30 protein-coding genes are annotated in these 25,350 nt (G+C 64.0%); 13 read left to right on the forward strand and 17 right to left on the reverse strand.

Annotated elements, in window-relative coordinates:
* Window positions 1–96: 96 nt before the first annotated feature.
* Window positions 97–816, reverse strand: coding sequence for a phosphonate metabolism transcriptional regulator PhnF (gene phnF, locus AACZ65_RS00260; RefSeq protein WP_339667384.1), 720 nt, complete (start codon window positions 814–816; stop codon window positions 97–99).
* 114 nt (window positions 817–930) lie between these two features.
* Here phnF and phnG point away from each other — a divergent pair, with 114 nt between their 5' ends.
* The 8 genes from phnG to phnN are packed head-to-tail and all read left to right on the forward strand — an operon-like array spanning window position 931 to window position 6,549.
* A complete protein-coding gene (gene phnG / locus AACZ65_RS00265; RefSeq protein ID WP_339667385.1) occupies window positions 931–1,374 on the forward strand; it encodes a phosphonate C-P lyase system protein PhnG in 444 nt (147 codons plus the stop codon).
* Window positions 1,374–1,943: a phosphonate C-P lyase system protein PhnH gene (gene phnH, locus AACZ65_RS00270; RefSeq protein ID WP_339667386.1), complete on the forward strand. Its 570-nt coding sequence runs from the start codon at window positions 1,374–1,376 to the stop codon at window positions 1,941–1,943. The genes phnG and phnH overlap by 1 nt, the downstream gene beginning before the upstream one ends.
* On the forward strand, window positions 1,944–3,032 hold the full coding sequence (locus tag AACZ65_RS00275) for a carbon-phosphorus lyase complex subunit PhnI (RefSeq protein ID WP_339667387.1): 1,089 nt from the start codon (window positions 1,944–1,946) through the stop codon (window positions 3,030–3,032).
* 31 nt (window positions 3,033–3,063) lie between these two features.
* A complete protein-coding gene (locus AACZ65_RS00280; RefSeq protein WP_339667388.1) occupies window positions 3,064–3,666 on the forward strand; it encodes an HAD family phosphatase in 603 nt (200 codons plus the stop codon).
* Window positions 3,663–4,532, forward strand: coding sequence for an alpha-D-ribose 1-methylphosphonate 5-phosphate C-P-lyase PhnJ (locus AACZ65_RS00285; RefSeq protein WP_339667389.1), 870 nt, complete (start codon window positions 3,663–3,665; stop codon window positions 4,530–4,532). The genes AACZ65_RS00280 and AACZ65_RS00285 overlap by 4 nt, the downstream gene beginning before the upstream one ends.
* A complete protein-coding gene (phnK, locus tag AACZ65_RS00290) occupies window positions 4,529–5,299 on the forward strand; it encodes a phosphonate C-P lyase system protein PhnK (protein WP_339667390.1) in 771 nt (256 codons plus the stop codon). Before AACZ65_RS00285 ends, phnK begins: the two co-directional genes overlap by 4 nt.
* A 21-nt stretch (window positions 5,300–5,320) precedes the next feature.
* Window positions 5,321–6,004 carry a phosphonate C-P lyase system protein PhnL gene (gene phnL, locus AACZ65_RS00295; protein ID WP_339667391.1) on the forward strand — a complete coding sequence of 228 codons (684 nt, stop codon included), beginning with the start codon at window positions 5,321–5,323 and terminating at the stop codon, window positions 6,002–6,004.
* Window positions 6,001–6,549 carry a phosphonate metabolism protein/1,5-bisphosphokinase (PRPP-forming) PhnN gene (gene phnN / locus AACZ65_RS00300; RefSeq protein WP_339667392.1) on the forward strand — a complete coding sequence of 183 codons (549 nt, stop codon included), beginning with the start codon at window positions 6,001–6,003 and terminating at the stop codon, window positions 6,547–6,549. Before phnL ends, phnN begins: the two co-directional genes overlap by 4 nt.
* Here the strand turns inward: phnN and AACZ65_RS00305 are convergent.
* Window positions 6,531–7,217: a DUF1045 domain-containing protein gene (locus AACZ65_RS00305; protein ID WP_339667393.1), complete on the reverse strand. Its 687-nt coding sequence runs from the start codon at window positions 7,215–7,217 to the stop codon at window positions 6,531–6,533. The two genes, phnN and AACZ65_RS00305, sit on opposite strands and share 19 nt — an antisense overlap.
* A gap of 50 nt (window positions 7,218–7,267) precedes the next feature.
* Here AACZ65_RS00305 and AACZ65_RS00310 point away from each other — a divergent pair, with 50 nt between their 5' ends.
* The 3 genes from AACZ65_RS00310 (at window position 7,268) to AACZ65_RS00320 (ending at window position 10,148) form a co-directional block, all read left to right on the forward strand.
* Complete coding sequence (locus AACZ65_RS00310) at window positions 7,268–8,410, forward strand: alpha-D-ribose 1-methylphosphonate 5-triphosphate diphosphatase (protein WP_339667394.1); 1,143 nt, start codon at window positions 7,268–7,270, stop codon at window positions 8,408–8,410.
* Between the two features lie 71 nt (window positions 8,411–8,481).
* Window positions 8,482–9,180, forward strand: a complete 699-nt coding sequence (locus AACZ65_RS00315) for a fumarylacetoacetate hydrolase family protein (protein ID WP_339667395.1) — start codon at window positions 8,482–8,484, stop codon at window positions 9,178–9,180.
* A gap of 5 nt (window positions 9,181–9,185) precedes the next feature.
* Window positions 9,186–10,148, forward strand: coding sequence for an SLAC1 anion channel family protein (locus AACZ65_RS00320; protein WP_339667396.1), 963 nt, complete (start codon window positions 9,186–9,188; stop codon window positions 10,146–10,148).
* 6 nt (window positions 10,149–10,154) lie between these two features.
* On the opposite strand, the gene AACZ65_RS00325 is transcribed toward AACZ65_RS00320, so the two are convergent.
* Window positions 10,155–11,279, reverse strand: coding sequence for a hypothetical protein (locus AACZ65_RS00325; protein WP_339667397.1), 1,125 nt, complete (start codon window positions 11,277–11,279; stop codon window positions 10,155–10,157).
* A gap of 58 nt (window positions 11,280–11,337) precedes the next feature.
* Window positions 11,338–13,026 (reverse strand): acyl-CoA dehydrogenase family protein, encoded by a 1,689-nt coding sequence (locus AACZ65_RS00330; protein WP_339667398.1) that lies wholly within the window; start codon window positions 13,024–13,026, stop codon window positions 11,338–11,340.
* Window positions 13,027–13,191: 165 nt separating this feature from the next.
* Here AACZ65_RS00330 and AACZ65_RS00335 point away from each other — a divergent pair, with 165 nt between their 5' ends.
* Window positions 13,192–13,977: a sulfite exporter TauE/SafE family protein gene (locus AACZ65_RS00335; RefSeq protein ID WP_339667399.1), complete on the forward strand. Its 786-nt coding sequence runs from the start codon at window positions 13,192–13,194 to the stop codon at window positions 13,975–13,977.
* Window positions 13,978–14,093: 116 nt separating this feature from the next.
* Here the strand turns inward: AACZ65_RS00335 and recO are convergent, their stop codons facing one another.
* The 13 genes from recO to folK all read right to left on the reverse strand — a co-directional run bounded on the left by recO (window position 14,094) and on the right by folK (window position 24,569).
* The gene (gene recO, locus AACZ65_RS00340) at window positions 14,094–14,828 is read right to left on the reverse strand and encodes a DNA repair protein RecO (RefSeq protein ID WP_339667400.1); all 735 of its coding nucleotides are present in this window, start codon (window positions 14,826–14,828) and stop codon (window positions 14,094–14,096) included.
* A gap of 6 nt (window positions 14,829–14,834) precedes the next feature.
* Complete coding sequence (locus tag AACZ65_RS00345; RefSeq protein WP_339667401.1) at window positions 14,835–15,167, reverse strand: DUF1491 family protein; 333 nt, start codon at window positions 15,165–15,167, stop codon at window positions 14,835–14,837.
* Between the two features lie 4 nt (window positions 15,168–15,171).
* Window positions 15,172–16,077 carry a GTPase Era gene (era, locus tag AACZ65_RS00350; RefSeq protein ID WP_339667402.1) on the reverse strand — a complete coding sequence of 302 codons (906 nt, stop codon included), beginning with the start codon at window positions 16,075–16,077 and terminating at the stop codon, window positions 15,172–15,174.
* 69 nt (window positions 16,078–16,146) lie between these two features.
* Window positions 16,147–16,452 carry a hypothetical protein gene (locus tag AACZ65_RS00355; protein ID WP_339667403.1) on the reverse strand — a complete coding sequence of 102 codons (306 nt, stop codon included), beginning with the start codon at window positions 16,450–16,452 and terminating at the stop codon, window positions 16,147–16,149.
* Window positions 16,453–16,474: 22 nt separating this feature from the next.
* Entirely contained in the window at window positions 16,475–17,158 is a 684-nt protein-coding gene (rnc, locus tag AACZ65_RS00360) for a ribonuclease III (RefSeq protein ID WP_037272346.1), read from the reverse strand.
* Entirely contained in the window at window positions 17,155–17,985 is an 831-nt protein-coding gene (gene lepB, locus AACZ65_RS00365; RefSeq protein ID WP_339667404.1) for a signal peptidase I, read from the reverse strand. Before lepB ends, rnc begins: the two co-directional genes overlap by 4 nt.
* Before the next feature lie 53 nt (window positions 17,986–18,038).
* Window positions 18,039–18,449, reverse strand: coding sequence for a holo-ACP synthase (gene acpS, locus AACZ65_RS00370; RefSeq protein ID WP_339667405.1), 411 nt, complete (start codon window positions 18,447–18,449; stop codon window positions 18,039–18,041).
* The gene (locus tag AACZ65_RS00375) at window positions 18,446–19,927 is read right to left on the reverse strand and encodes an alpha/beta fold hydrolase (RefSeq protein WP_339667406.1); all 1,482 of its coding nucleotides are present in this window, start codon (window positions 19,925–19,927) and stop codon (window positions 18,446–18,448) included. Before AACZ65_RS00375 ends, acpS begins: the two co-directional genes overlap by 4 nt.
* 22 nt (window positions 19,928–19,949) lie before the next feature.
* Window positions 19,950–20,699 (reverse strand): pyridoxine 5'-phosphate synthase, encoded by a 750-nt coding sequence (locus AACZ65_RS00380; RefSeq protein WP_339667407.1) that lies wholly within the window; start codon window positions 20,697–20,699, stop codon window positions 19,950–19,952.
* A gap of 39 nt (window positions 20,700–20,738) precedes the next feature.
* Window positions 20,739–21,419 carry a DUF2062 domain-containing protein gene (locus tag AACZ65_RS00385; protein ID WP_037272339.1) on the reverse strand — a complete coding sequence of 227 codons (681 nt, stop codon included), beginning with the start codon at window positions 21,417–21,419 and terminating at the stop codon, window positions 20,739–20,741.
* 23 nt (window positions 21,420–21,442) lie between these two features.
* Window positions 21,443–23,569: a bifunctional (p)ppGpp synthetase/guanosine-3',5'-bis(diphosphate) 3'-pyrophosphohydrolase gene (locus AACZ65_RS00390; RefSeq protein ID WP_037272338.1), complete on the reverse strand. Its 2,127-nt coding sequence runs from the start codon at window positions 23,567–23,569 to the stop codon at window positions 21,443–21,445.
* 30 nt (window positions 23,570–23,599) lie between these two features.
* A complete protein-coding gene (gene rpoZ / locus AACZ65_RS00395) occupies window positions 23,600–23,953 on the reverse strand; it encodes a DNA-directed RNA polymerase subunit omega (RefSeq protein ID WP_037272337.1) in 354 nt (117 codons plus the stop codon).
* Window positions 23,954–24,032: 79 nt separating this feature from the next.
* The gene (gene folK / locus AACZ65_RS00400) at window positions 24,033–24,569 is read right to left on the reverse strand and encodes a 2-amino-4-hydroxy-6-hydroxymethyldihydropteridine diphosphokinase (RefSeq protein ID WP_339667408.1); all 537 of its coding nucleotides are present in this window, start codon (window positions 24,567–24,569) and stop codon (window positions 24,033–24,035) included.
* A gap of 176 nt (window positions 24,570–24,745) precedes the next feature.
* Between folK and AACZ65_RS00405 the strand changes: the two genes are divergently transcribed.
* Window positions 24,746–25,318: an NYN domain-containing protein gene (locus AACZ65_RS00405; RefSeq protein ID WP_297540858.1), complete on the forward strand. Its 573-nt coding sequence runs from the start codon at window positions 24,746–24,748 to the stop codon at window positions 25,316–25,318.
* Window positions 25,319–25,350 lie beyond the last annotated feature (32 nt).

Raw genomic sequence — 25,350 nt, forward strand, 5'->3', positions numbered from 1 at the left:
CGTTGGATGCTGAAAATGACGGATCAAAACGGCAGCAGGAATAACCCTGCTGATAGGCGCCGGGTGTGACAGGACCGTGACAAGACGGGCGGTTTTTCAGGCCTCCGCCAGTGTCAGCGTGATCCGATCCCCGGCAAACCAGGTGCGCCCATATTCGATGGGTTGCCCTTCGGGATCGACATTGACCGCGAGGGTGCGCAGGATCGGCGCGCCGGGGCTGAGGTTCAGATGCACCGCCTGCATCGGGCTTGCCAGTTTGGCATTGAGCCGGGTCGAGGCGCGGGTGAAATCCGCCACCCCCTGCTCGGCCAGCGCCGCCGTCACCGATCTGAGCCGCCTCAACGCCTCGGGCAGGCCGGGAAACCGCGCGGCCGGGAATGTGCTGCGAAACACCGCCACCGGCACGCCATCCGCCAGCGACACCCCGTCACAGACATGCACCATCGCCCCCGGAACCAGCTTCAGCGCCTCGGCCTCGGCGGCATCGGCACTGCGGGTCTCAAGCGCGAGAATTTCCTTGGTCGGCAACCGCCCGGCAGCTTGCAGATTCTGGTGAAATCGCACCCGCCGACCAATCGGATACTCGGTCGGGCGATGCGCCACAAAGGCCCCCGCCCCGCGCCGGGTAAAGATCGCCCCCGCCTCGGCCAGAGCTGCAAGCGCGCGCCGCACCGTATGACGATTGACCCCGAATCGTGCGGAGAGCGCCGCCTCGGTCGGCAGCTTGTCTCCGGGGCCATAGCGCCCCGCCGCAATATCGCCGCTCAGGCTGTCACGGATCGCGCGCCACAGGGCGTCAGGTTTTTCTCGGCTCATGTCACAGAAGTTTCACCTGTTGCGGCCTTGCTAGAGGCCGGGGTTTCGCGTATAGATTTGTCTAGTTGTATAGTAATCTCGACAACTTCGCAAGATGTCCAACAAGGTGTCCGCATGAGCACAGAAACCGAACGCAAGGGCTGGATGGGCCTCTTGGCGCGCGCCCCGGCCGAGGATCTGCACCGGCTCTGGTCCGACACCGGGCTGACCCCCGATCACGCCTATTTGCGCGCCCCCGAAGTGGGTGGCGTCATGGTGCGGGGCCGCGCCGGGGCCACCGGGGCGGCCTTCAACCTTGGCGAAATGACCGTCACCCGCTGCGCGCTGCAACTGGGCGATGGCCGGGTCGGCCACGGCTATGTGCAGGGCCGAGACAAACGGCACGCCACGCAGGCCGCCTTGATCGACGCGCTGATGCAAGGGACCGAGGCAGAGAGGATCCGCTCCATGATTCTGGACCCTTTGTCCGAGGCCGAGACTGCCCGCCAAACCGCCCGCGCCGCCCGCGCCGCCGCGACCAAGGTGGATTTCTTCACCCTCGTGCGAGGAGAGGATTGATGCAGACCGAGGCTCTGACCGGCGGCTTTACCACCGCCCCGACCCAAGCTGCCGAGGCGTTTCGCGCGGTGATGCGCGCCATGGCCCGCCCCGGCACCATCGAGCGGATCACGGGGGCACGGCCGCCGCTGCCGCTCTCACCCGCCGCCGGGGCGGTGATCCTGACGCTGTGTGATCCCGAAACGCCCCTGCATCTGGCGGGGGCGGCCGATACCCCAATGGTGCGCGACTGGATCACCTTTCACACCGGCGCACCGCTGGTGGCACCCGCCCGCGCCAGCTTTGCTCTAGGGCCTTGGCAGGCGCTCTTGCCCCTCACCGACTATCCCATCGGCAGCGCCGAATACCCCGACCGCTCGACCACCCTGATCGTCGAGATGCCCACGCTCACGCAAACCGGCGCGCGCCTCACCGGGCCGGGGATTGAAACCGCCGCCGCCCTCTCGCTGCCGGACATTGCCGCGTTTCAGCGCAACGCGGCGCACTATCCCTTGGGGCTCGATTTCCTCTTTACCGCTGGCGATCATCTCGCGGCCCTGCCGCGCTCAACCCGCGTGGAGGCCCATTAGATGTATGTTGCAGTCAAAGGCGGCGAACGCGCCATCGACAACGCCCATGCCTGGCTCGCCGAAGAGCGGCGCGGCGATACGGGCGTGGCCGACCTCAGCGTGGCGCAGATCCGCGAACAACTCAGCCTCGCCGTCAATCGTGTCATGGCCGAAGGCTCGCTCTATGATCCCGACCTCGCCGCGCTCGCCATCAAACAGGCGCGCGGTGATCTGATCGAGGCGATCTTCCTCATTCGCGCCTATCGCACCACCCTGCCCCGCTTTGGTGCGTCCCATCCGGTGAATACCGCCGCCATGCGCTGCGACCGGCGCATTTCGGCCACGTTCAAGGACGCGCCGGGCGGTCAGGTGCTGGGCCCGACCTTTGACTACACGCATCGCTTGCTGGATTTCAAACTCGCGGCAGAGGGCGAAACACCCCAAGCGCCGACCGCCACGCCCGCCCCCGGCCCCACACCGCATATCATGGGCTATCTCGACCGCGAGGGTCTGATCCAGCAGGAACCCAGCAGCGACGAGACGCCCCCCGACCTCACCCGCGAACCGATGCAATTGCCCGCAGACCGCGCGCTGCGACTTCAGGCGCTCACGCGCGGCGACGAGGGGTTCATCCTCTCGCTCGCCTATTCCACCCAGCGCGGCTATGCCCGCAACCACGCCTTTGTGGGGGAACTCAGGATCGGCGCGGTGGCGGTGGAAATGGACATCCCCGAACTGGGCTTTGCGATCGAGTTGGGCGACATCACCCTCACCGAATGCGAAACCGTCAACCAGTTCAAAGGCTCCAAGACCGAACCGCCGCAATTCACCCGTGGCTATGGGCTGGTCTTTGGCCAGACCGAGCGCAAGGCCATCGCCATGGCGCTCGTGGACCGGGCGCTCCGGTGGAAAGAGTTGGGCGAAGAGGACCAAGGCGCACCCGCACAGGACGAGGAATTCGTCCTCATGCATGCCGACAACATCCAAGCCACCGGCTTTCTCGAACATATCAAGCTGCCGCATTACGTCGATTTCCAGTCCGAACTGGAACTGGTGCGCAAACTCCGCCGCGAGGCCGAGGGCGCAGCCCACCGGGAGGCGGCGGAATGAGTATTTTCGCCATAAAGAAACAGGCGCGCCCATGACCCTCATCGTCTTTGACATCGGCAATGTCCTCTTGCGCTGGGACCCGCAGGCGGCCTTTCGCCATGCCATCGGCAGCGACGCCGAGATTGACGCGCTGCTGGCAGAGGTCGGTTTCTACGACTGGAATTATGAACAGGACCGGGGCCGGAGCCGGGCCGAGGCGGTGGCGGCGATTGCCGCCCGCTGGCCACACCATGCAGACCTCATGGACGGCTATTTCGACCGCTTCGGCCTGACCATCCAGAACCGCATCCAAGGGTCATGGGACATCGCCGCCGCGCTCAAGGAAAGCGGCCACCGCCTCTGGGCGCTCACCAATTTCTCGGCCGATACCTGGCCGCAGGCGCTGCAATTGCATCCCCAACTGACCACGCTGTTCGAGGGCATCGTCGTGTCGGGGCACGAGCGCATGGTCAAACCCGACCGCGAGATTTTCGATCTCCTCTGCGCCCGCGCCAAGGCCGCACCGGAGGCGTGCTATTTCATCGACGACAGCGCCGACAACGTGACGGGCGCCCGCGCCGCAGGCTGGCAGGCGCATCACTTCACCGGGCCAGAGGCCCTCAATGCCGACCTGCGCGACCGGGGGCTTTTATGACCGATTACAACTTTGCCTATCTCGACGAGCAGACCAAGCGCATGATCCGCCGCGCCATTCTCAAGGCGCTCGCGATCCCCGGCTATCAGGTGCCCTTTGCCAGCCGCGAAATGCCGATGCCCTATGGCTGGGGCACGGGCGGCGTGCAGGTCTCTGCCGCCTGTCTCACGCCCACTGACACGCTCAAGGTGATCGACCAGGGTGCCGATGACACCACCAACGCGGTCTCGATCCGCAAATTCTTCGAGAAAACCGCGCAGGTTGCCACCACCGAGGAAACCGCCCGCGCCAGCCTGATCCAGACCCGCCACCGCATCCCCGAAGAACCGCTGACCGAGGATCAGATCCTCGTCTATCAGGTGCCGATCCCCGAACCGCTGCGGTTCCTCGAACCCTCCGAGATCGAAACCCGCAAGATGCACGCGCTCGAGGAATACGGCCTCATGCATGTGAAACTCTATGAGGACATCAGCCAACACGGGGCCATCGCCACCGCCTATGCCTATCCGGTCAAGGTCGAGGGGCGCTATGTGATGGACCCCTCCCCGATCCCCAAATTCGACAACCCGAAACTCAGCATGGCCGCGATCCAGCTTTTTGGCGCGGGGCGCGAACAGCGCATCTATGCCCTGCCCCCCTATACCCAGGTCGTCAGTCTGGATTTCGAAGATCACCCGTTTCAGGCAAGCAAGGCCGATCACGATTGCGACCTCTGCGGCGCCGCCGACAGCTATCTCGACGAGGTGATCACGGATGACGCGGGCGGGCGCATGTTCGTCTGCTCCGACACCGATTATTGCCGCGCGCGCCGCGCGGCGGGCCACATCGGCGCCCAGGGCGCCCCCTATGAAGAGGCCACAGCATGACCCCCCTCTTGCAGGTTCACGGTCTTGCCAAGTTCTACGGCACCCGCCGCGGCTGCGAAGGCGTCAGCTTTGATCTTTACCCCGGCGAGGTGATGGGCATCGTGGGCGAGAGCGGATCGGGCAAATCCACGCTCCTGTCCTGCCTTGCCGGGCATCTGCCCCCCGACCGGGGCGAAGTCATTTTTGACACCCGCGGCCACGGCCCCCGCGACACGCTCACCATGTCCGAACCCGAACGGCGGATGCTCATGCGCACCGATTGGGCCTTTGTGCATCAACACGCCCGCGACGGGCTGCGCATGGGAGTTTCGGCGGGCGGCAATGTGGGCGAACGCCTGATGGCCGTGGGCGCGCGGCATTACGGCGATATCCGCGATCAGGCGATCGACTGGCTCGGACGGGTCGAGATCGCCGCCGATCGTGTCGATGACAAACCGCAGGCGTTTTCAGGCGGCATGCAGCAGCGCCTGCAAATCGCCCGCAACCTTGTGACCGGCCCGCGCCTTGTGTTCATGGACGAACCCACCGGCGGCCTCGATGTCAGTGTTCAGGCGCGGCTTCTCGATCTCCTGCGCGGCTTGGTGCGCGAAATGGGGCTCTCGGCCATCATCGTCACGCATGATCTGGCCGTCGTGCGCCTGCTCGCCGACCGGCTGATGGTGATGAAGGATGGCCGCGTGGTCGAGGATGGGCTGACCGATCAGGTGCTCGACGATCCGCAACACGGCTACACGCAATTGCTTGTCTCCAGCGTGTTGCAGGTCTGACCGATGAAAGGGACGCAAGCCATGATCGAGATCGAAAACCTGAGCAAGAGCTTCACCCTGCACAATCAGGGCGGCGCGGTCATCCCGGTGATGGCGGGCGCACATCTGCACGTCGGCCCCGGCGACTGCGTGGCCCTGACCGGCAGCTCCGGCGCGGGCAAATCCACCCTGATGCGGATGATCTATGGCAATTACCGCGCCAATGCGGGCCGCATCCTCGTGGGTGAGACCGATGTCGCCCGCGCCGCGCCGCGCGAAATCATCCAATTGCGCCGCCATACCCTGGGCTATGTCAGCCAGTTCCTGCGTGTCGTGCCGCGCGTGCCCACCCGCGATGTGGTGGCCGAACCGCTCCTGATCCTCGGCACCCCGCGCGAGGCGGCATTGGCCCGCGCCGAGGCGCTGCTTGCGTGCCTCAACATCCCCGAACGGCTCTGGTCGCTCAGCCCCACGACCTTTTCGGGCGGCGAGCAACAGCGCGTCAACATCGCGCGCGGTTTCGCCCATGACTTTCCGGCCCTCCTGCTCGATGAACCCACCGCCAGCCTTGACGCCACCAACCGCGAGGTGGTGCTGACCCTCATCGAAGAGGCCAAGGCGCGCGGCGCGGCGATCGTCGGCATCTTCCACGACGAGGCCGCGCGCGCCCGCGTCTGCGACCGAGAGGTGGATGTAACCGCCTTTACCCCGGCGCGCGCGGCATGACGCGCGGCCGCCTCATCGCCGTGGTCGGCCCCTCGGGCGTGGGCAAGGACACGCTGATGCGCGCCATGATCGCAGAGCGTCCCGGCCTGCGCCGCGCGCGTCGCGTGATCACCCGCGCCCCCGACCCCGAGGGCGAAGGCCACGAGGCAGTAAGCGAGACCGAATTCGACGCCCGCCTCAAGGAGGGGGGCTTCTCGCTCCACTGGCGGGCGCACGGGCTGCGCTACGGCGTGCCGGTGGGCATCTGTCTTGATCTGGCGGCGGGGCGCGACCTGCTCGTGAACCTCTCGCGCGGCGTCCTGGAGCAGGCGCAGGCGCGGTTTCAGCCCTTCGTCATCCTGCACCTGACCGCCACGCCGCAGGTTCTGGCCGCCCGCCTTGCCGCGCGCGGGCGCGAAACCCCACAAGACATCGCCGAACGCCTGACCGGCGCCGATATGGCCCTGCCCGAGGGGGTCGGCCCGGTCGTCACCCTCGACACCGACGCGCCCCTGCCCCGACTGACCAAATCGGCGCTCAAATCCATCTATGCGGTGAGGGTCTGACGGTGGATCAGATGAAACCGCCCCGCCGCATCCTCGCCCACCAGCGACAGCGCGTCGATCCCATAGGGGCGCGGCAGCAAGGGCAGCAACAGCCCCTCCAGCGCCGCCTTGATCCCCGGCAATTCTCCCTTGGGCCGCTTGCCCGTGAGCGTGATGTGAAAGCGGAATTCTTCCATCACATAGGGATAGCCCCAGCGCAGCAAGAGCGCGTCTTGCGCGGGGCTCAGGCCGCCCGCCCGTCGCCGCGCCACTTGCGCCTCGGTCAACGGCGCGCGCCACGGCTCGAACGCCGCCACCGCGCGCGCGGCCAAGGCGCACAATGCGCCCTGATCCCCCACCGGCACCAGCGCCAGAAACCGGCCCAGCGCCGCAATCTGCAACCCCTCCAACGTGACCGCCGCCTCGCCTGCGCAGAACCGCTCGAAGGCCGCGATCAACCCGGCCTCTGCCTGCCCCTCCGCCAGGGCGAAGGGCGGCTTGATCGTCGCATGCAGCCCGTATTTGCGCGGCGTCTCGGTGATCTCGGCCACGGGGGCTGGCAGGCCCGAAACCTCTGGATGCGCCGCGGCACAGCCCTGCGCCGCATCCCATCCCAACCACGCCGCACCAAGCGCGGCAAACTCCCCCTCGGGGGGCGTGAAATAAATAGCGTAGCGGTGAAAATCCATGATCTCTCTCGTCGGGTTGCCGTGACGTGCCAGGAAAGCGTGACATCCCAATGACAGAAGACATCATACTCGCCAATGCCCTCCTCGTTCTGCCCAACGAGGTGATCCGCGGCGCGCTGCACCTCAAAGGCGGCAAAATCACCGCCATCGACAGCGGCGCGGCCCTGCCTCCCGGCGCGGTCGATTGCGACGGCGATTACCTCGCCCCCGGCCTGATCGAGCTGCATACCGACAATCTGGAGCGGCACATCCAACCCCGCCCCAAGGTCGACTGGCCGCATAACGCCGCCATCCTCGCCCATGATGCGGAATTGGCCAGCGTGGGCATCACCACGGTGTTCGACGCCATGCGCGTGGGCTCGATCCCGACCGGCGTCGGGCGCTACGGTAAATATGCCCGTGGTCTCGCCAACGAGCTTCTCAGCCTGCGCGCCGAGGATGCGCTCAAGATCAGCCATTTCCTGCACCTGCGCGCCGAGGTCTGCTCGGAAACGCTGGAAGAGGAGATGGAGGAATTTGAACCCCAAGACCGCGTCGGCATCGTCAGCCTGATGGACCATACGCCGGGGCAGCGGCAATTCCGCGACCTGACAAAGCTCGAAGCCTATGTGAAGGGCAAACACGCGCTCTCGGACGCAGAATTTGCCGAACACGTGGCTCAGCTTCAGGCCCTGCGCGCCGCCAATGGCGCCCGCCACGAGGCCGCCGCCGTGGCCCATGCCGCCCGCTACGGCGCGGTGCTGGCCAGCCATGACGACACGACCGCCGAACAGGTGGCGGTATCCAGCGGCTACGGCATCCGCCTGGCCGAATTTCCCACAACGGTCGAGGCGGCACGCGCCTGCCATGCCCATACCATCAGCGTCATCATGGGCGCGCCCAATCTCATCCGGGGCGGCTCGCACTCGGGCAATGTCGCCGCCGCCGAGCTGGCCGATCTGGGCTACCTCGATATTCTCTCGTCCGATTACGTGCCCTCGGCCCTTCTCCTGAGCGCGGTGCAACTGGGCACGCGCTGGGGCGACATGGCGCGCGGTCTGGCCACCGTCACCGCCAATCCCGCCCGTGCCGTGGGCCTGTCGGATCGTGGTCAACTGGCGGTGGACGCCCGTGCCGACCTCATCCGCTTTCGCCTGCGTGGCGGCGCACCGGCGCTGCGCGGTGTCTGGTCTCAGGGCCGCCGCGTCGCCTGACCCCGCTTTGACAAGGGCCAAATCGGGGCGCATAAGAGGCGCGAATTCAATCGCTTGCCCCGGAGGCCCCGATGACCCAACCGCTTTTCACCCTGCCACAGCCGCCCCTCGTGCCGATCTCCGGCACGGACCTGGGCTATCCGGTGCAGCGCATTTTCTGCGTCGGGCGCAACTATGCCGCCCATGCGCTTGAAATGGGCAACGAGGTGGACCGCGAAGCGCCCTTCTACTTCAACAAGGCGCCGCAAACCCTCTGCCTGAGTGGCGCCAGCATCCCCTATCCGCTGGAAACCTCGGATTGCCATCACGAGATGGAATTTGTCGTGGCCCTCAGTGCCCCCGCCTTCCGCGTCAGCGTGTCTGACGCGATGGACGCAGTCTACGGCTATGCCTGCGGCATCGACCTCACCCGTCGCGACCTGCAAGGCGTGGCCAAGGAAAAGCGCCGCCCCTGGGACATCGGCAAGGATTTCGAAAACGCCTCGATCATCGCCCCGCTGACCCCCAAGTCCGAATTTGGCGACATCGCGGACCAAAGCATCCGCCTCTCGGTGGACGGGCGCATCGCCCAAGAGGCGACCCTCGCCGACATGATCTGGTCCGTGCCCGAAATCATCGCGCATCTGTCGCGCTTTTACCACCTCGCCCCCGGCGATCTGATCTATACCGGCACGCCCGCAGGGGTCGGCCCGGTGCTGCCCGGCAACGTGCTTTTGGGCGAAATCGACGGTCTCGCATCCCTGCATCTGACCATCACCGCCGCAGAGTAATCGCAATGTCAGACCCGACACAAAGCCACCTGCAATATGTGCCGGTGACACTCTTTACCATCGTCATGGGCCTCTGCGGCTTTACCCTCGCGCTCCGCGCGGGCGAAAACTCCCTTGGCCTGACGCACGCGGCCTCTTGGGCCGCGCATTCGCTGACCATGGCGGTCTTTGCCGCCGTGGCGCTCGGCTATCTCGCCAAGGCGATCCGCCACCCCGCCGCCGTCGCCGCCGAATGGCGGCACCCGGTGAAACTCGCCTTCTTCCCGGCGATTTCAATCGCGCTCGTGCTGATGTCCATCGTCATGCTCGCCCCCGCCCCGGCCATCGCCCATGTCATGTGGCTGATCGCCGTGCCGATGCAACTGGTCCTCACCCTCGCGGTGGTCAGCGGCTGGATCAGCGCGCGCGCCTTTCAACACGGGCACCTGTCACCGGCATGGTTCATCCCGGCGGTGGGCAATGTGATTGTGGCCATCGGGGGCGTGCCGCTCGGCTACCCCGAAATAAGCTGGTTCTTCACCAGCGTGGGCCTCATCTTCTGGCTCGTGCTGCTCTCGCTGGTGATGAACCGCCTGATCTTTCACGATCCCCTGCCCGAACGCCTGCAACCCTCGCTCGTGATCCTGATCGCGCCGCCCTCGGTGGGCTTTCTCGCCTGGGTGCAATTGGTGGGCGGGGTCGATGCCTTCGCCCATGTGCTGCTCAATTGTGCCTATCTCTTCACGCTGATTGTCGCGGTGCAGCTGCCCCGACTCTTGAAGTTGCAGTTTTCCCTCAGCTTCTGGGCCCTCAGCTTTCCCATGGCGGGCGTCACCATCGCCAGTTTCACCTATGCCGAGGCGGTGGGATCACTCGGGCATCGCCTGATCGGCCTTGCCCTGCTCGGCGCCCTCTGCGTGATCATTGGCGGGCTCCTGTGGCGCACGCTCAAGGCCCTGCGCGCGGATGCGATCTTTCAGCCGGATTGACAGCGCTCAGAAATCATCCGCCCCGCGCTCCTTGATCCAAACCTCAAAGACCGGGTCACTGATGCGCCACTCCCCCTCCCATTGATCGGCGATGCCACGCCGCAAAAGGGTGCGCAAATAGCTTTGCCGGGTCTGGGGAATGGGCGCATCCCCCCCCGTCAAGGCCGCATAGCGCGCAGCCCCACCGGCGCCAAACGGATCAGCCACCCGCTCGGCAAGGATTCGCGCCATCGCCCGATGCCCCGCCTCAAGTTCCAACCATTTGCGGTCAAACTCCAGATCCGCAGCCAAATCCTGTGCTGTCTGCTGCGCGGCGTCTGCCTCTGACAGATGCGGCGACAGGCCCAGCGCCGTTAGCCACCGCTGAAAGAACATCGGATTTCCCTGAAATCGCTCGAAGAACCCCAGCGCCGTCTCGCGGTCCAACGTCCGGCGATAGACCCCGTGAAAGACCTTGAGTTGGTGTTCGACAAACTCTGCCCCCATGGGCGGCAGATGCAAGGGGGCCGCGAACCGGTAAAGCGGTGCATTTCGAGCAGAGAACACCTTGTTCAGCCCCACTTGCGACGAGCCGGTAAAGACCGTGCGCAGCCCCTCGCGCCGCCGATCCAAGGACGTGCGCAGCCCCGCCATGATCTCGGCCCCCTGCGGGTGGCTGACCAGTTCCTGCACCTCATCCAGCAGCAAGAGCGCGGGCCGCTTGGCATCGGCAAGCCGATCAAGATGCTGATCCAACAGCAGCAATTCATCCGCCGGGCGCGCGCTCTGGCGTTGGCCAAGGTCGATCTCGATCCCTGCCAGCCCCTTGAGCGAGCCAAGCCGGATCTTGACCGGCGGCGTCTGCGTCCAAGTCAGCAAGCGCTCGGGGAAACTCTGCGGGCGCAGCGCGAGATCACAGGCATAAAGCAACAGCGCCAGAGGCGCGGCACTGGCCTGCCAGAAACTGGCATAGAGCACGCGGTGCCCATAGACCTCTGCCGCCATATGCCCCAGATCGCGTTGCAGAAACTCGGTCTTGCCGGTGCGGCGCGGTCCAAAGAGCCGCAGCGCCGGGGCCGGCCCCTGCGTCAGCGTTACAAACACACTATGGGTGAACTCACGCCGGGGAAAATGCCAATCAGACGGGGCCATGAGCCGAAACTAGTCATCAATGACTAATTAGTCAATCACGGCTAATTCCAACTCACCCTCAGCCCAACAGCCGCCGCGCGATCACCTGCGCCTGAATCTCGGCCGCCCCTTCAAAGATGTTCAAAATCCGCGCATCACACAGAATCCGGCTGATCGTGTATTCCAGCGCAAAGCCGTTGCCACCATGGATCTGCAACCCGTTATCCGCCGCCGCCCACGCCACGCGCGCACCCAGCAGCTTGGCCATCCCCGCCTCCAGGTCACAGCGCCGCCCGTGATCCTTTTCCCAGGCCGAGAAATAGGTCAATTGCCGCGCCACCATGATTTCGACCGCCATCATCGCCAGCTTGCCCGACACGCGCGGAAACTCGATCAGCGCGCGACCGAACTGCTTGCGGTCCTGCGCATAGCGCATCGCCACATCGAGCGCCGATTGCGCCACCCCCACGGCCCGCGCGGCGGTCTGAATGCGCGCGGATTCAAAGGTCTCCATCAACTGCTTGAATCCCTTGCCTTCTTCGCCGCCGAGCAGGTTCTCGCCCTTCACATGGAAATTGTCGAAGCCAAGTTCGTATTCCTTCATGCCGCGATAGCCCAGCACCTCGATCTCGCCGCCGGTCATGCCGGGGGTCGGGAACGGGGCCTCATCCGTGCCCGGCGTCTTCTCGGCCAGAAACATCGACAGCCCCCGGTGATCGGTGGTGTCCGGCACGGTGCGCGCCAGAAGCGTCATCACATGGGTGCGCGCGGCATGGGTGATCCAGGTCTTGTTGCCCGTCACCTTCCAGTCGCCATTCTCGTCCTTGACCGCGCGGGTGCGCAGACTGCCCAGATCCGATCCGGTGTTTGGCTCGGTAAAGACCGCCGTCGGCAAAATCTCGGCACTGGCCAGCTTCGGCAGCCACTGTGCCTTTTGTTCGTCGGTGCCCCCGCAGAGGATCAATTCGGCGGCAATCTCGGACCGTGTGCCCAGAGAGCCCACACCGATATAGCCCCGGCTCAACTCCTCTGACACCACCACCATCGACGCCTTGGAGAGACCAAAGCCACCGAATTCCTCGGGAATGGTCAGGCCGAACACGCCCATTTCCGCCAATTCCTCGATGATCTCCATCGGGATCAGCTCATCCTTGAGATGCCACTCATGCGCGTGCGGTTCGACCTTCTCGACGGAAAAGCGGCGGAACTGCTCGCGGATCATCTCCAGCTCGTCATCCAGCCCCGTGCGCCCCACGGTGATCTCGGCGGCACGTTCCTGCATCAACGCCACCAACCGGGTCCGCGCCGCTTGGGTATTGCCCGCTTGCATCAGCATTTGCGCGGCCGGATCCATCAGCAGATGCGCATCATCCGGGCTCAGGCCCAGATCCTGAAGCCGCACCATCTCGCCCTGGTTCATCTGGATGCCGCCCGCGATCTGGCTCAGGTATTCGCCAAAGGCGATTTGCAGGATCAATTGCTCGACCTCGCCAAACTGCCCCTTCTCGTCGAGCCGCACCGCCCAGTTCTGCATCTGGCGCAGCGATTCGACATAAGTCGCCAGCCAGGCCAGACCATGCGCCGCCGTCTGATGCGCCTCGATCGCCGCCCCCGACACACGGCCCTCGACCGTCACCATGGCACGCACCGCCCCCGTGGCCCGCTCCAGCAGTGCCTCGGCTGGGGCCAGAGCCACACCCGTCAGCGCCAGCAGGTCGCCCAGAATGATCGGTTGTGCCATCGCAAGATCCTGTCCGTCATGTGCCATGAATCGCATCCTTTTCCTGATCTGGTGCCTTTTATCCATTATGCAGGTGCAGCGCAACTATTATGCTTTTTGTCGCAGGCTTTTGTTCGAAAATTGCGCGTTGATTTTTTGCAGCGCAGCACTAACGCCATGGTCAGCCGCCCAAACGCCATGATAAGAGGCGAAATGGACGCATTTTTCGACATAAGCCCTCTCTGGACTCCGCTTTGGGGTTGGGCCATGGCCTTTACCGTGGCGGTCTGTGCCGGCATGGTCAAGGGCGTGGTGGGCTTTGCCATGCCCACGGTGATGATCGCGGGGCTCAGCACGATGATGCCCCCCGATCTGGCCCTTGCCGGGCTGATCCTGCCGACACTGGCCACCAACCTGTGGCAGGCGCTGCGCCAGGGTCCGCGCGCCGCCATAGCTTCTATCGCCCGCTTCCGGGTGTTTCTCATTGCGGGCGGTCTGGTCATGGTTTGCGCCGCGCAATTGGTGCCGGTGCTGCCGCCCTCCGCGATGCTGCTCTTCATCGGCCCGCTGATCACGCTCTACGCCGCCTCTACCCTGCTCGGGCGCGGGTTGCGCCTGCCGCCAGAGCCGGGGATCAAGGGCGAGGCGGGCATGGGCGCGCTCGCCGGTCTCTTTGGCGGCCTCTCTGGCATCTGGGGGCCACCTACCGTCGCCATGCTGATCGCGCGCAGCACCGAGAAAACCGAACAGATGCGCGTGCAGGGCGTGATCTACGGTCTGGGCGCGCTGGTGCTGCTTGGCTCGCATATCGGATCGGGCGTGTTGCGCGCCGAAACCCTGCCGCTCTCGGCGGCCATGGTCGCCCCGGCGCTCTTCGGGATCTGGATCGGCTTTCGCCTTCAGGACCGGTTTGATCAGGCCACCTTTCGCAAGATCACGCTCTGGGTGCTGCTGATTGCCGGGCTCAATCTCGTCCGGCGCGGGGTGATGCTGCTTTAACACCCGCCCCGGGCTCGACCCGGGACCTCGCCACGGCGGGGCGGAGGCCGGGGCGATGTGACAGGCCCCGGACCTTACAAAATCCAGGGGCAAACCTTACAGAGCTTACACGCGGCTCAGCCCCGCGCCACCTCTGCCGCGAACCGCGCCACATAGCGCGCCCGCGCCTCGGGCAGAGGCCGATTGCCCAGTTGTGGGGCAAGGTGATTTTTCAGGAAATGTCCCGTTACTTCAAACCCTTGCAGGATTTCCGCATCGGGCGCCGGACCATGCCCCATCAGACAGGGCGGCAGCGGCAAGAGGCGATCCGCCCACTCCCCCGCCCCAGCGCGTGACACAGCGCGCCCGGTCTTGGGGGATATGTAACTGAGATCATTGGCCTTTTCTCCCAGAACCGCACAGCGCCGCAGGTCCAAACCAAAGCCCATTTCCTCCAATAGCGCCATTTCCCAATTGAGATAGGCCAGCGTCCAGATCTCGGGCTGATCCAGAAGATCAAGCAATATCAATGTCTTGTGGTATAGCTCCGCATGTGCCTCGCGCTCTGGCAGCACAAACAGCAAGAGCGCACAAACCGCGTTCAACCCGGCCAGCGCCATCCGGTCTCCCATGGTCCAAGCCCTTGATTTCAAAGGCTCAACCCGGAATGTCCCGATATGATCCTCCAGCCGCGCGCGCCATTCCACATCCAGTTGCGCCCCCGGTTGCAGCACAGGGGCCATCTTGCGCGATGCGCCACCCCGCACAACACCCGCATGCCGCCCCCGCTCAGGCGTGAAAACTTCAATGATTACAGAGGTTTCCCCGTGGCTTCGGCTGCTCAGAAGAATGCCCTGATCGCGCCAATCCATCGGCCCTCACCCCGCCAAACCATCCTGATCGAGCAGATGCCGCCCCTCCCGGTCCTCCACCTCGATCACCCACAGGTCGGGATCATAGCCCTTTTGCCGCGCGACCGCCGCATCCACGTCGGATTCCGCGCCCTCGGCCAAGGTGATCCAGACCCGCGCGCCACTCATGAGGTCGATAGAGCGTTGAAAAACCTTCGCTTTTCCATCCAGCGTATTAAGCTTGACCAGAACCGCGCCGCCCGTGTCGTCACCATGCGCAACCACGAAGGCGGGGACATCCGCCAACCTGAGACGCGCCAGATAGGCATCCACCCAAAAGCGCGCGCTCAGTCGGGCCATGGGCTTAGTTCCCGTCCTTGAAATCCAGCCCCATCTCGGAATAGCGCTCGGATTCCTCTTGCCAGTTCTCTCGTACTTTTACCTGCAAAAACAGGTGGATACGGCGACCAAGGAATTCTTCCAACTCTTCGCGCGCGGCCTTGGAGACGGCCTTGATGGTCTCACCCTTGTTGCCCAGAACGATGCCCTTGTGCCCGTCGCGCACCACATAGACCACCTGATCAATCCGGGCAGAGCCATCCTTGCGCTCTTCCCAATTCTCGGTTTCGACGGTCAATTGATAGGGCAATTCCTGATGCAGCCGCAGCGTCAGCTTTTCGCGGGTCATCTCGGCGGCGATCATCCGCATCGGCAGATCGGCGATCTGATCCTCGGGATAAAGCCATGGTCCCTCGGGCACCTCACCCGCCAGCCATTGCCGCAGATCGTCCACTCCGTGCCCCTTCTCGGCGGAAATTAAGAACGTCTTTTCAAAGGCAAAGCGCTCGTTCATGTCCTTGGTCAAGGCCAGCAGAACCGGGGCCTGCACCCGGTCTATCTTGTTGATCGCAAGCGCCACCTTGCGACCCTTCGCAATCCCGCTCAGCCCCTCAAGGATACGCTCCACCCCTTCGGTGATACCGCGATGCGCCTCGATGAGCAGGATCACCACATCGGCATCCGATGCCCCCCCCCAAGCGGCCGCGACCATCGCGCGGTCCAGCCTGCGGCGCGGCTGAAAGAGGCCGGGCGTGTCCACGAACACCAACTGGCTCTCGCCCTCCATCGCCACGCCCCGGATGCGCGCACGGGTGGTCTGTACCTTGTGGGTGACGATGCTGACCTTGGCCCCCACCATGCGGTTGAGCAGGGTGGATTTGCCCGCGTTGGGCTCTCCGATCAGGGCAATAAATCCGGCGCGCGTGGTCATGGGATGCGTCTCGACTGTTATGATTGACAGGCTCTAGCCGATTTGACGCCCCGCGACCAGAGCAGAGCGTCAATTCGCGCATCCGAAGGGGACAAAGGTGCTCGCCATGCCCTCGTTCATCGTCATCATGGTCAGCAAATCGGCCAACGCATAGTCCTGTGCAGTCTGTGCACAAATGCGCGCGGGCGCGACACATCCAGACCTTATAAAGGTTTGGTTTTCCTCTAAAAATCTTGGACTTAGCCCCTCTTGGCCAAGGGCGGCCAAGGCATCTTCGGTCGCCTGCGCATAGAGCGCGCATTTGCGGAGCGTCCAGGCATCGGCGGGTGCCTCTTCCGCCTTGGCAACCGACCCCAAGGCGACGATAACGGTCAAAAAGACGGCCCTGCGCACAAGCTCACTCCGCCTGCAATTCATCCAGCAGCGCGCGCGCCGCTGCCTGTTCCGCCTGCCGCTTGGACCCGGCGGTGGCCTCGGCGCTCTGGCCGCTTTTCAATTGCGCGGCAATGGTAAAGACTGGCGCGTGATCTGGTCCCGTACGGGCCAGTTCGACATAATCGGGCGGCGGCAGCCCACGCGCCTGCGCCCATTCCTGCAACGCGGTCTTGGCATCGCGCGCATCTTCCTTGACAGCACCCACCCGCGCACCCCAGAGTCGCAGCACCACCGCGCGCGCCGCCTCGAACCCGGCATCGAGATAGACGGCAGCAATCACCGCCTCCATCGCATCGCCCAACAACGCCTCTTTGCGCCTCCCGCCCGAGAGCATTTCGGAGCGCCCCAATTTCAGCACCGCACCAAGGTCGATCTCACGTGCAACATCGGCGCAGGCCTCCTTGCGCACCAACGCGTTGAACCGTGGCGCAAGCTGCCCCTCGGTGGCCGCCTGATCCTGCGACAAGAGCGCCTCGGCCATCACAAGGCCGAGGACCCGATCACCCAAAAACTCCAGCCGCTGATTGTCATCGCGATTGGGCGTCGCCATCGAGGAATGGGTCAGCGCCCGCACCAAGAGGCCCGCATCGGAAAACTGATGCCCGAGCCGCGCCTGAAACGCCTTTGTTTCCGCTGAAATCTTCACTCAAGCCTCTTGAAGAAGCGATCGCCGCGCCATGTCCAGAAGGCCAGCATCGAACGCCCACCCGAGGAAAAGATCACCCGGTTCGCACGCCCGATCAGGTTCTCGAAGGGCACAAACCCGACACCGCCTACCGCCTGCGGAAAGCGCGAGTCGGTGGAATTGTCGCGGTTGTCGCCCATGAAGAAATAATGCCCCGCCGGCACGGTAAAGACGCCCGTGTGGTCCGAGCGCTGGTCTCCGATGTTCAGGATCGAGTGTGACCGACCGTTGGGCAGCGTCTCGATCTGGCGGGATTTGATGCAATCGGCCCCCTCGCCCACCACGCCATTCTCACAGCGCGGGCGAATGCCCATGGGCCCTTGGCGGGTGAATTCCTCGACGAAATCTCCCGCCGGTTCCAGACCGACAGCAACCTCGTTGATATGCAGCACGCCATCCTTCATCTGGATGCGATCCCCCGGCAGGCCGATCACCCGCTTGATGAAATCGGTGCCATCGGTCGGCTGGCGAAAGACGATGATGTCGCCGCGCTCGGGCTCGGAGCCAAAGATGCGGGTATTGTCGCCGTCGATGAAGGCGCAGATCTTTTGCGCATCGAGGTTCAAGCCGCCCAGCCGGATCGACGGGCAAGAGGCATAGGAATATCCATAGGCCATCTTGTTGACGAAGAGAAAGTCACCGATCAGCAGCGTGTCCTTCATCGAGCCGGAGGGAATCCAGAACGGCTGAAAGAACAGTGTGCGGAACAGCCCCGCGATCACGAGGGCCCAGAACACCGTCTTGACGGTTTCCCAGATAGAGCTCGATGTCTTGCCTGTGGCGGCCATTTGGCGTCCTCCGCTATCTCTCCGGCGCTACATGCGGGGCCGGGGCCATGGTGTCAAGCCGGGCCTGCGACGGGCCGCGCCTCGATCACCACAAAGGCCTGTGCCCAAGGGTGATCGTCGGTCAGTGTCACATGGATGATCGCCTCGTGCCCCGGCGGCGTCATCTCGGCCAGACGTGTCGCGGCCCAGCCCGTAACCTGCATGACAGGCTGGCCCGTGGGCAGGTTCGTGACCGCCATGTCCTTCCACGCGATGCCCATGCGCAGGCCAGTGCCAAGCGCTTTGGAACAGGCTTCTTTCGCGGCCCAGCGTTTCGCATAGGTGCCCGCAACATCGGCGCGACGTTCGGCCTTGGCCTGCTCCACCGGCGTGAAAACCCGGTTACGAAACCGGTCGCCGAACCGCTCCAGCGTGCGCGCGATCCGCTCGATATTCGCCAGATCCGTGCCAATCCCCAAGATCATCCATTCATCCCCGTTACAAACAGCGGAAAACTGACGCCAAGCGCCCAAGCGAGGATGAGGCCAAGCGCCAGACCCGCGCTCAGTGCCCCTGCCCGTGCCGCTACCCAACGGCCCATCAGCCCGTATATCAGGAAAAAGAGCAGGATCACCGGCGCAATCATCGCCAAGAAGAAAAGCCGCTCGGTATCGAGCAGGATGGCCAACCCCAACGAGGCCAGAAAGCCCGCCCGCGCCGTCAACCTCTGCCAGAGCGGCGCGCCGCGTGTCAAAACCGCATCCGCCACCATGAAAGGAACCGCACCAAGGCTCAGCGCGGCGATGATCGCCAACCGTTCGGGCGTGGGCCAGAAATTCGCGCCATACCGGTCGAGGGCCAAGCCAAAGACACCGAGCCCCCACACCAGAAGCGCCAGCACCGCGACGGGGTGAAACCCGCTTGGACGCCGCCCAACGGAGCCCAGCAAGCCCACCTGGATCAGCCCGTAGAGCACCAGATGCAGCGCCAGATAATCCGCCACCAAGACCGGCAAGAGCCGCGTTTGCACCTGCACCGCCAAAAGCGGCGCAAGCAGCGCAGGCACCAGAACGACAAGGGTGAATTGCCCCCCGCGCAAGGCCCTCGGCGCGCGCGGCGCCGTCTGCGGCAAAAGCCGCGCCAATGGGGCCGCGAGCGCCACGATCGCAGCCATCAGCACCAGAAACCATGGCCCTGTTGCACGCACCGCGACATCACTCGTGCGGCCATAGGCGGCATCGAGCCAGCCAATCGCCTCGGCCCGGCCCAGACGGCTGTGCAGGACCGCCACATGCTCGGACCAGGGTGCCACCACCGCGCGGCGCGTGACCGCCCCGGCCTGCACGGTATCGCCCTCGCCCGCGCCGGGCGCGACCATCGCCACCGCCGCGCGGGCAAAGCTGCGCAGTCCCGCCTCCCACGCGCCGGTGATAAGCAGAAGATTGTCTGGCTCTGTCGCTGTCACCGCTTGGGAGAATGCCGAAATCACCACCACGGGACCGATCCTTGCATCCTCCAGCGCGGTTCGGATGATGATATCCGTGGCCATGGAATGCCCCAAGAGCGCGACCTCGCCCGCAAAGCCTTCTTGCGCCATGGCTGCTGTGACAACCCGGCCCGTCTGCGCCATCAAGAGCCGCGACGTGCCGTCGATGCGGGTCACATCGCCCGACATCGGCACCCGGTTGCGCCCGTGCCCTTCGAAATCAAACGCCCAGACCCGATAACCCGCCCGCGCCAGATCAAGCCCATAGGCCTGCATCATCTGCCGCGACCCGGCAAAGCCATGCGCGACGACAACCACCGGCCCATCGGCCCCCGGCATGGCCATCCGCGTGATCGGCGTGTCCGAGACCGTAAAGCTGGTGATGTCCACGCCACGCCGCTGCCCCTCAAGCTGCCAGAGGGCAAGGCAGGCAACAAGAACGGCCACCGCGGCCAAAAGGCCTCGCCATGGTGTCATGCCCGAGCGGCCCGGCGCGGCCTCACCCCCGCGCCTCGTCCATCAGCCGCCGCATCTCTGCAATCGCCGGTCCCAGCCCGCGAAAGATCGACTCGCCAATGAGGAAATGCCCGATATTGAGTTCCATCACCTCGGGGAAAGCCGCGACCGGCTGCACCGTGTCATAGCTGAGCCCATGGCCCGCGTGCACCTCGAGCCCCAAGGAATGGGCATAGGCAGACATCTCGCGCAAACTCTCCAGTTCGCGGTCGCGGGCGTCGAAATGCCCCTCGGCATGGGCATCGCAATAGGCGCCGGTGTGCAATTCGATCACCTCGGCCCCGATCCGGTGCGCGGCCTCGATTTGCCGTTTGTCGGCCGCGATAAAGATCGACACTCGGCATCCGGCCTCGCGCAAGGGAGCGATGAAATGCGCCAGCCGGTTTTCCTCACGCGCGACCTCGAGCCCGCCCTCGGTCGTGCGCTCCTCGCGCTTTTCCGGCACGATGCAGACGGCGTGCGGCTTGTGGCGCAGGGCAATCCGCTGCATTTCCTCGGTCGCAGCCATCTCGAAGTTGAGCGGCACTGTCAGCACCTCCATCAGCCCGTCGATATCCGCGTCCGAGATATGGCGGCGATCCTCGCGCAGATGCGCGGTAATGCCATCTGCCCCCGCCTCTTGCGCAATCTTGGCGGCGCGCAGGGGGTCAGGATAGGCCCCGCCGCGCGCATTGCGCACCGTGGCCACATGGTCGATATTGACGCCTAGGCGTAGCTTCTTTCCTGCCGACATCGGCCTCTCCCGTAATTGATCCGCGACTCGTGATGCAAGCTAGTCCGATTTACCCGCCTCGTCAGCCGCGTGCGCCTGTTTTTCCTTGGTCGCCTTCTTTTCCTTCATCGCCACCCATTTCGCCTTGAGCGCCCCCTTGCGACGGTGCTGATAGGCGGTGATCACCGGCAGGCTGATGTAATAGGCCGCGAGTGCCGTCACGATCCCCGGCACAATTCCCCCGATCATATAGGGAAAGAAAACATCGTCATAAAAGAGCTTGAGACTGCTCCAGTCAGCCTTGTGGTCCATGAAAATGGCCAGAAAGTTATTCTTGAGATCATCGCCCGCGTCCAGAAACTTGCCCCCGAGCGAGCGGCTGATTTCATCCTCAGCCATGGCGCCGCGCCCCAGCATCGCGTGCCCGGTCTGAAGCGAGACAACCCCGATGGGCACATAGGTCAGCGGATTGCCAAAGAACGTCCCCAGGAGAGCCGCCGGGATATTGCCACGCAAAATCCACGCCAGCGTCGCGGCCACGATGAAATGCAACCCGTAAAACGGTGTAAAGGTTGTGAACACGCCTGCGAAAATTCCACGCGCGATGCGGTCGGGCGGATCAGGCAGCCGGTTCAGTCGATGGCGGACATAGGTAAAGGCCCGCCCCCATCCGCCCTTGGGCCAGAGAAACCCGGCAATGACCTTCCACCAGGGGCGTCTGTCACGACGTCTGAATACCACCTGCGCGGCTCCTTGAATTGGTCTCAGCCCGCCCCCACGCGGGACGGATCACGATAGCGCTCGACAGCGGCGACATCGCTTTCCGCATCAAGCGCCGAGAGCACGCCGTGCAAATGCTCGGCATCGCGCAACTCGACATCAATCAAAAGACGATAGAAATCCGGTTTCCGGTCAACGAATGTCAGGTCCGAGATATTGGCCTTCTGCTCGCCGATCAAGGTACAAATCCGCCCCAGAACCCCGGCATCATTCCCGATCGTCAAATCGAGCGTCACATCATAGGCCGCCGGATGCGTGCCGGTATGCCAGTGCAGGTCCATCCAGCGGTCGGGTTGCTGGTCATATTGCGACAGCGTTTCGCAGTCGATGGCATGGATCACCACACCCCGCCCACGATAGGTGATGCCCACGATCCGTTCACCCGGTAGCGGCTGACAGCAGCGCGCCCGCTCAAAACTCTGGTCTGCCTCCAGACCGATCACCGCACGGTCGCGCGTCACCTCGTTACCAGCCTCGGGCATGAGATCGGGATAAACGGCATGGAGCACCTGATGCGCGGTCAGTTCGGCGCTGCCCAGCCTTGCGCGCACCTCGTCGGCATCGCGTAGGCGCAACGTGCGCGCAGCAGCCTCAAGCGCCTTGTCGGTGGCCTTCTTGCCCACATGCTCGAACGCCGAGCGGGCGAGCTCGCGACCCAGCTTGATATAGCGGTCGCGGTCCAGCTCACGCAGCGCACGACGAATGGCCGCCCGCGCCTTGCCAGTGGTGGCGATATCGAGCCAGGTGGCCTGCGGCGTCTGCCCATCGGCGGTGATCACCTCGACCGATTGACCGTTCTTGATCCTGGTCCACAGGGGCACGCGCATGCCGTCCACCTTGGCCCCGACACAGGCATGGCCGATCCGCGTGTGGATCGCATAGGCAAAGTCGATCGGCGTGGCCCCGCGCGGCAGCTTGATCACATCACCCTTGGGGGTGAAACAGAACACCTGATCCGCATACATCTCGAGCTTGACCGCTTCAAGAAAGTCCTCGTGATCCTCCTCGGCGTCGAACTGCTCGCTGACGCTGGAAATCCACTTGGCGGGATCAACGGCAAAGGGGTTTTCCGAGCGAACCCCGTCCCGATAGGACCAATGCGCCGCCACGCCGGTTTCGGCCACGTCATGCATCGCTTGCGTGCGGATCTGCACCTCGACCCGCTTGCCGTCCCGCCCCGACACCGTGGTGTGAATCGAGCGGTAACCGTTCGATTTCGGTTGACTGATGTAATCTTTGAAACGCCCCGGCACCGCGCGCCAGCGTTGGTGAATGGCCCCGAGCGCGCGGTAGCAATCATTCTCGGAGCGGGTGATCACGCGAAAGCCGTAGATGTCCGACAGCCGCGAGAACCCCATCTCCTTTTCCTGCATCTTGCGCCAGATCGAATAAGGCTTCTTGGCACGGCCAAAGACATCGGCCTCGATGCCAGCCTTGTCCAATTCGTGCCGCATGTCGCCGGTGATCCGCTCGACCACATCGCCGGTCTCGCGTTGCAGGGTGATGAACCGGCGGATGATGCTGGCGCGCGCCTCGGGGTTGAGCACGCGAAAGGCCAGATCCTCGAGTTCTTCGCGCATCCATTGCATACCCATGCGCCCCGCCAGCGGCCCATAGATATCCATGGTTTCACGCGCCTTTTGCGCCTGCTTTTCCGGGCGCATCGCCTTGATGGTGCGCATATTGTGAAGCCGGTCGGCAAGCTTGACCAGAATGACCCGCAGATCCTTGGACATCGCCATGAACAGCTTGCGGAAATTCTCGGCCTGCTTGGTCTCGGAATTCGAGAGTTGCAGATTGGTCAGCTTGGTGACGCCATCCACCAGATCGGCCACTTCGCGGCCAAACTTCTCAGCAACGATCTGATAGGACGCTTTGGTGTCCTCGATCGTATCGTGCAAGAGGGCGGTGATGATGGTGGCATCGTCCAGCCGCTGCTCGGTCAGGATCGCGGCCACGGCAACGGGATGGGTAAAATAGGGCTCGCCCGAATGGCGAAACTGCCCTTCATGCATGGCGCGACCAAAATCATAGGCCGCACGAATGAGCGCCTCGTCCGTGCGGGGGTTGTAGTGGCGCACCAGCGTGATCAGGTCATCAACGGCGATCATCGGGGTCGCGCCTTGCCGTAGGGGTCGGAGTTATCCCTGACCCTGTGCTTCCATCAGGGCGCGCAGCAGCTTTTCTTCCGACATATCGTCAGTGTCGGGCTTGTCCACATCACCACCCATCAGGAGAGCCATGGAATCCTCTTCCGGCTCGTCCACCTCGATCTGGGTCTGATTCGATTCGATCAGCCGCTCGCGCAGGTCATCCGCCGATTGGGTTTCTTCGGCGATTTCGCGTAGCGCCACGACCGGGTTCTTGTCGTTGTCGCGGTCCACCGTCAGTGGCGATCCCGCCGCAATTTCACGGGCGCGGTGTGCGGCAAGCATCACCAGATCAAAACGGTTTGGAACCTTGTCAACGCAATCTTCTGTGGTAACGCGGGCCATCAGACCTCCGGAACGGGTTGGGGCGGATTTCAAGAAGCCTTGTATTTAGGGCGTCAAACCGGGATTTACAAGCAGAGAATCAAAGCGCCTCGACCTCGTCGCGCGCGGCTTGCGGCAAGTCGTCCAGCATCTGTTGCACGGACCGGCCCAGCACCGGATGCACCCAGTCGGGGGCCACATCCGCCAGCGGCACCAACACAAAGGCCCGCTCATGCAGGCGCGGATGCGGCAGGATCAGCCGGTCCGGCGCGCGGCTCTGCTGCGCCTCGGGTGTCAGACCGCGCCACGCCTCGAACCCCGTCCGGTCCGGCAGAACATGCGCGCCCATTGCTATGAGATCAAGATCCAGCGTGCGCTCGCCCCAACGTGTCTCGCGCCTGCGACCAAAGACCGCCTCAACCCGGTGCAAGAGCGCCAGAACCGCCCCCGGATCGAGCGCCACCCGCAGCACGGCCGCCGCATTGACAAAATCCGGGCCAGCCCCGGCAGGAAAGGCCGGTGTTCGGAAAAACCGACTCACCGCTTGGATTTCCGCCCCCTCTTCGCGCAAGCGCACAAGGGCCTCCGTCAGGATCGCTTTCGGGTCCAACGTGCCGAACGGCAAGTTTCCACCCATCGCGATCAAGCATTGTTGATCCAAAGTCATCACTCCCCTATCCTATCCCGACGTAACATGCCCTTGCATGCAGAATTCTTAACCCCTAATTATCGCTGCTACCCTGTCCTGCCTTCACCACTCACACCACTCACACACTCCCAGGCAAGACATGACCATTCGGAAGGACATTTAAGATGTTTTACAAGGACGAGCGTTTAGCCTTGTTCATCGACGGCTCGAATCTCTACGCTGCGGGCAAGGCGCTTGGGTTCGACATCGACTACAAGTTGCTGAGATCCGAGTTCATGCGCCGTGGCAAGCTGCTGCGTGCGTTTTACTACACTGCCCTGTTGGAAAATGACGAGTATTCACCGATCCGCCCGCTGGTCGATTGGCTGCATTACAACGGCTATTCCATGGTCACCAAACCGGCCAAGGAATACACCGACAGCCAAGGCCGCCGCAAGGTCAAGGGCAACATGGATATCGAGTTGACCGTGGATGCGATGGAACTCGCCCCGCGCGTCGATCATATCGTGCTGTTCTCTGGCGATGGTGATTTCCGGCCCCTGGTCGAGAGCCTGCAACGTCAGGGCGTGCGCGTTTCGGTGGTCTCGACCATCCGCAGCCAGCCGCCGATGATCTCGGATGAATTGCGCCGTCAGGCGGATAATTTCATCGAGCTGGCAGACCTCAAGGATGTCATCGGCCGCCCGCCGCGTGACACCCAGAACGACCGCCAAGAGGCCTATGCCGAAACCAACTGATCTGGTTCCTCGGCCCTGCGACACCGCCCGGA

The organism is uncultured Roseovarius sp., assembly GCF_963972555.1.
In the GTDB taxonomy this organism is placed as follows: domain Bacteria; phylum Pseudomonadota; class Alphaproteobacteria; order Rhodobacterales; family Rhodobacteraceae; genus Roseovarius; species Roseovarius mucosus.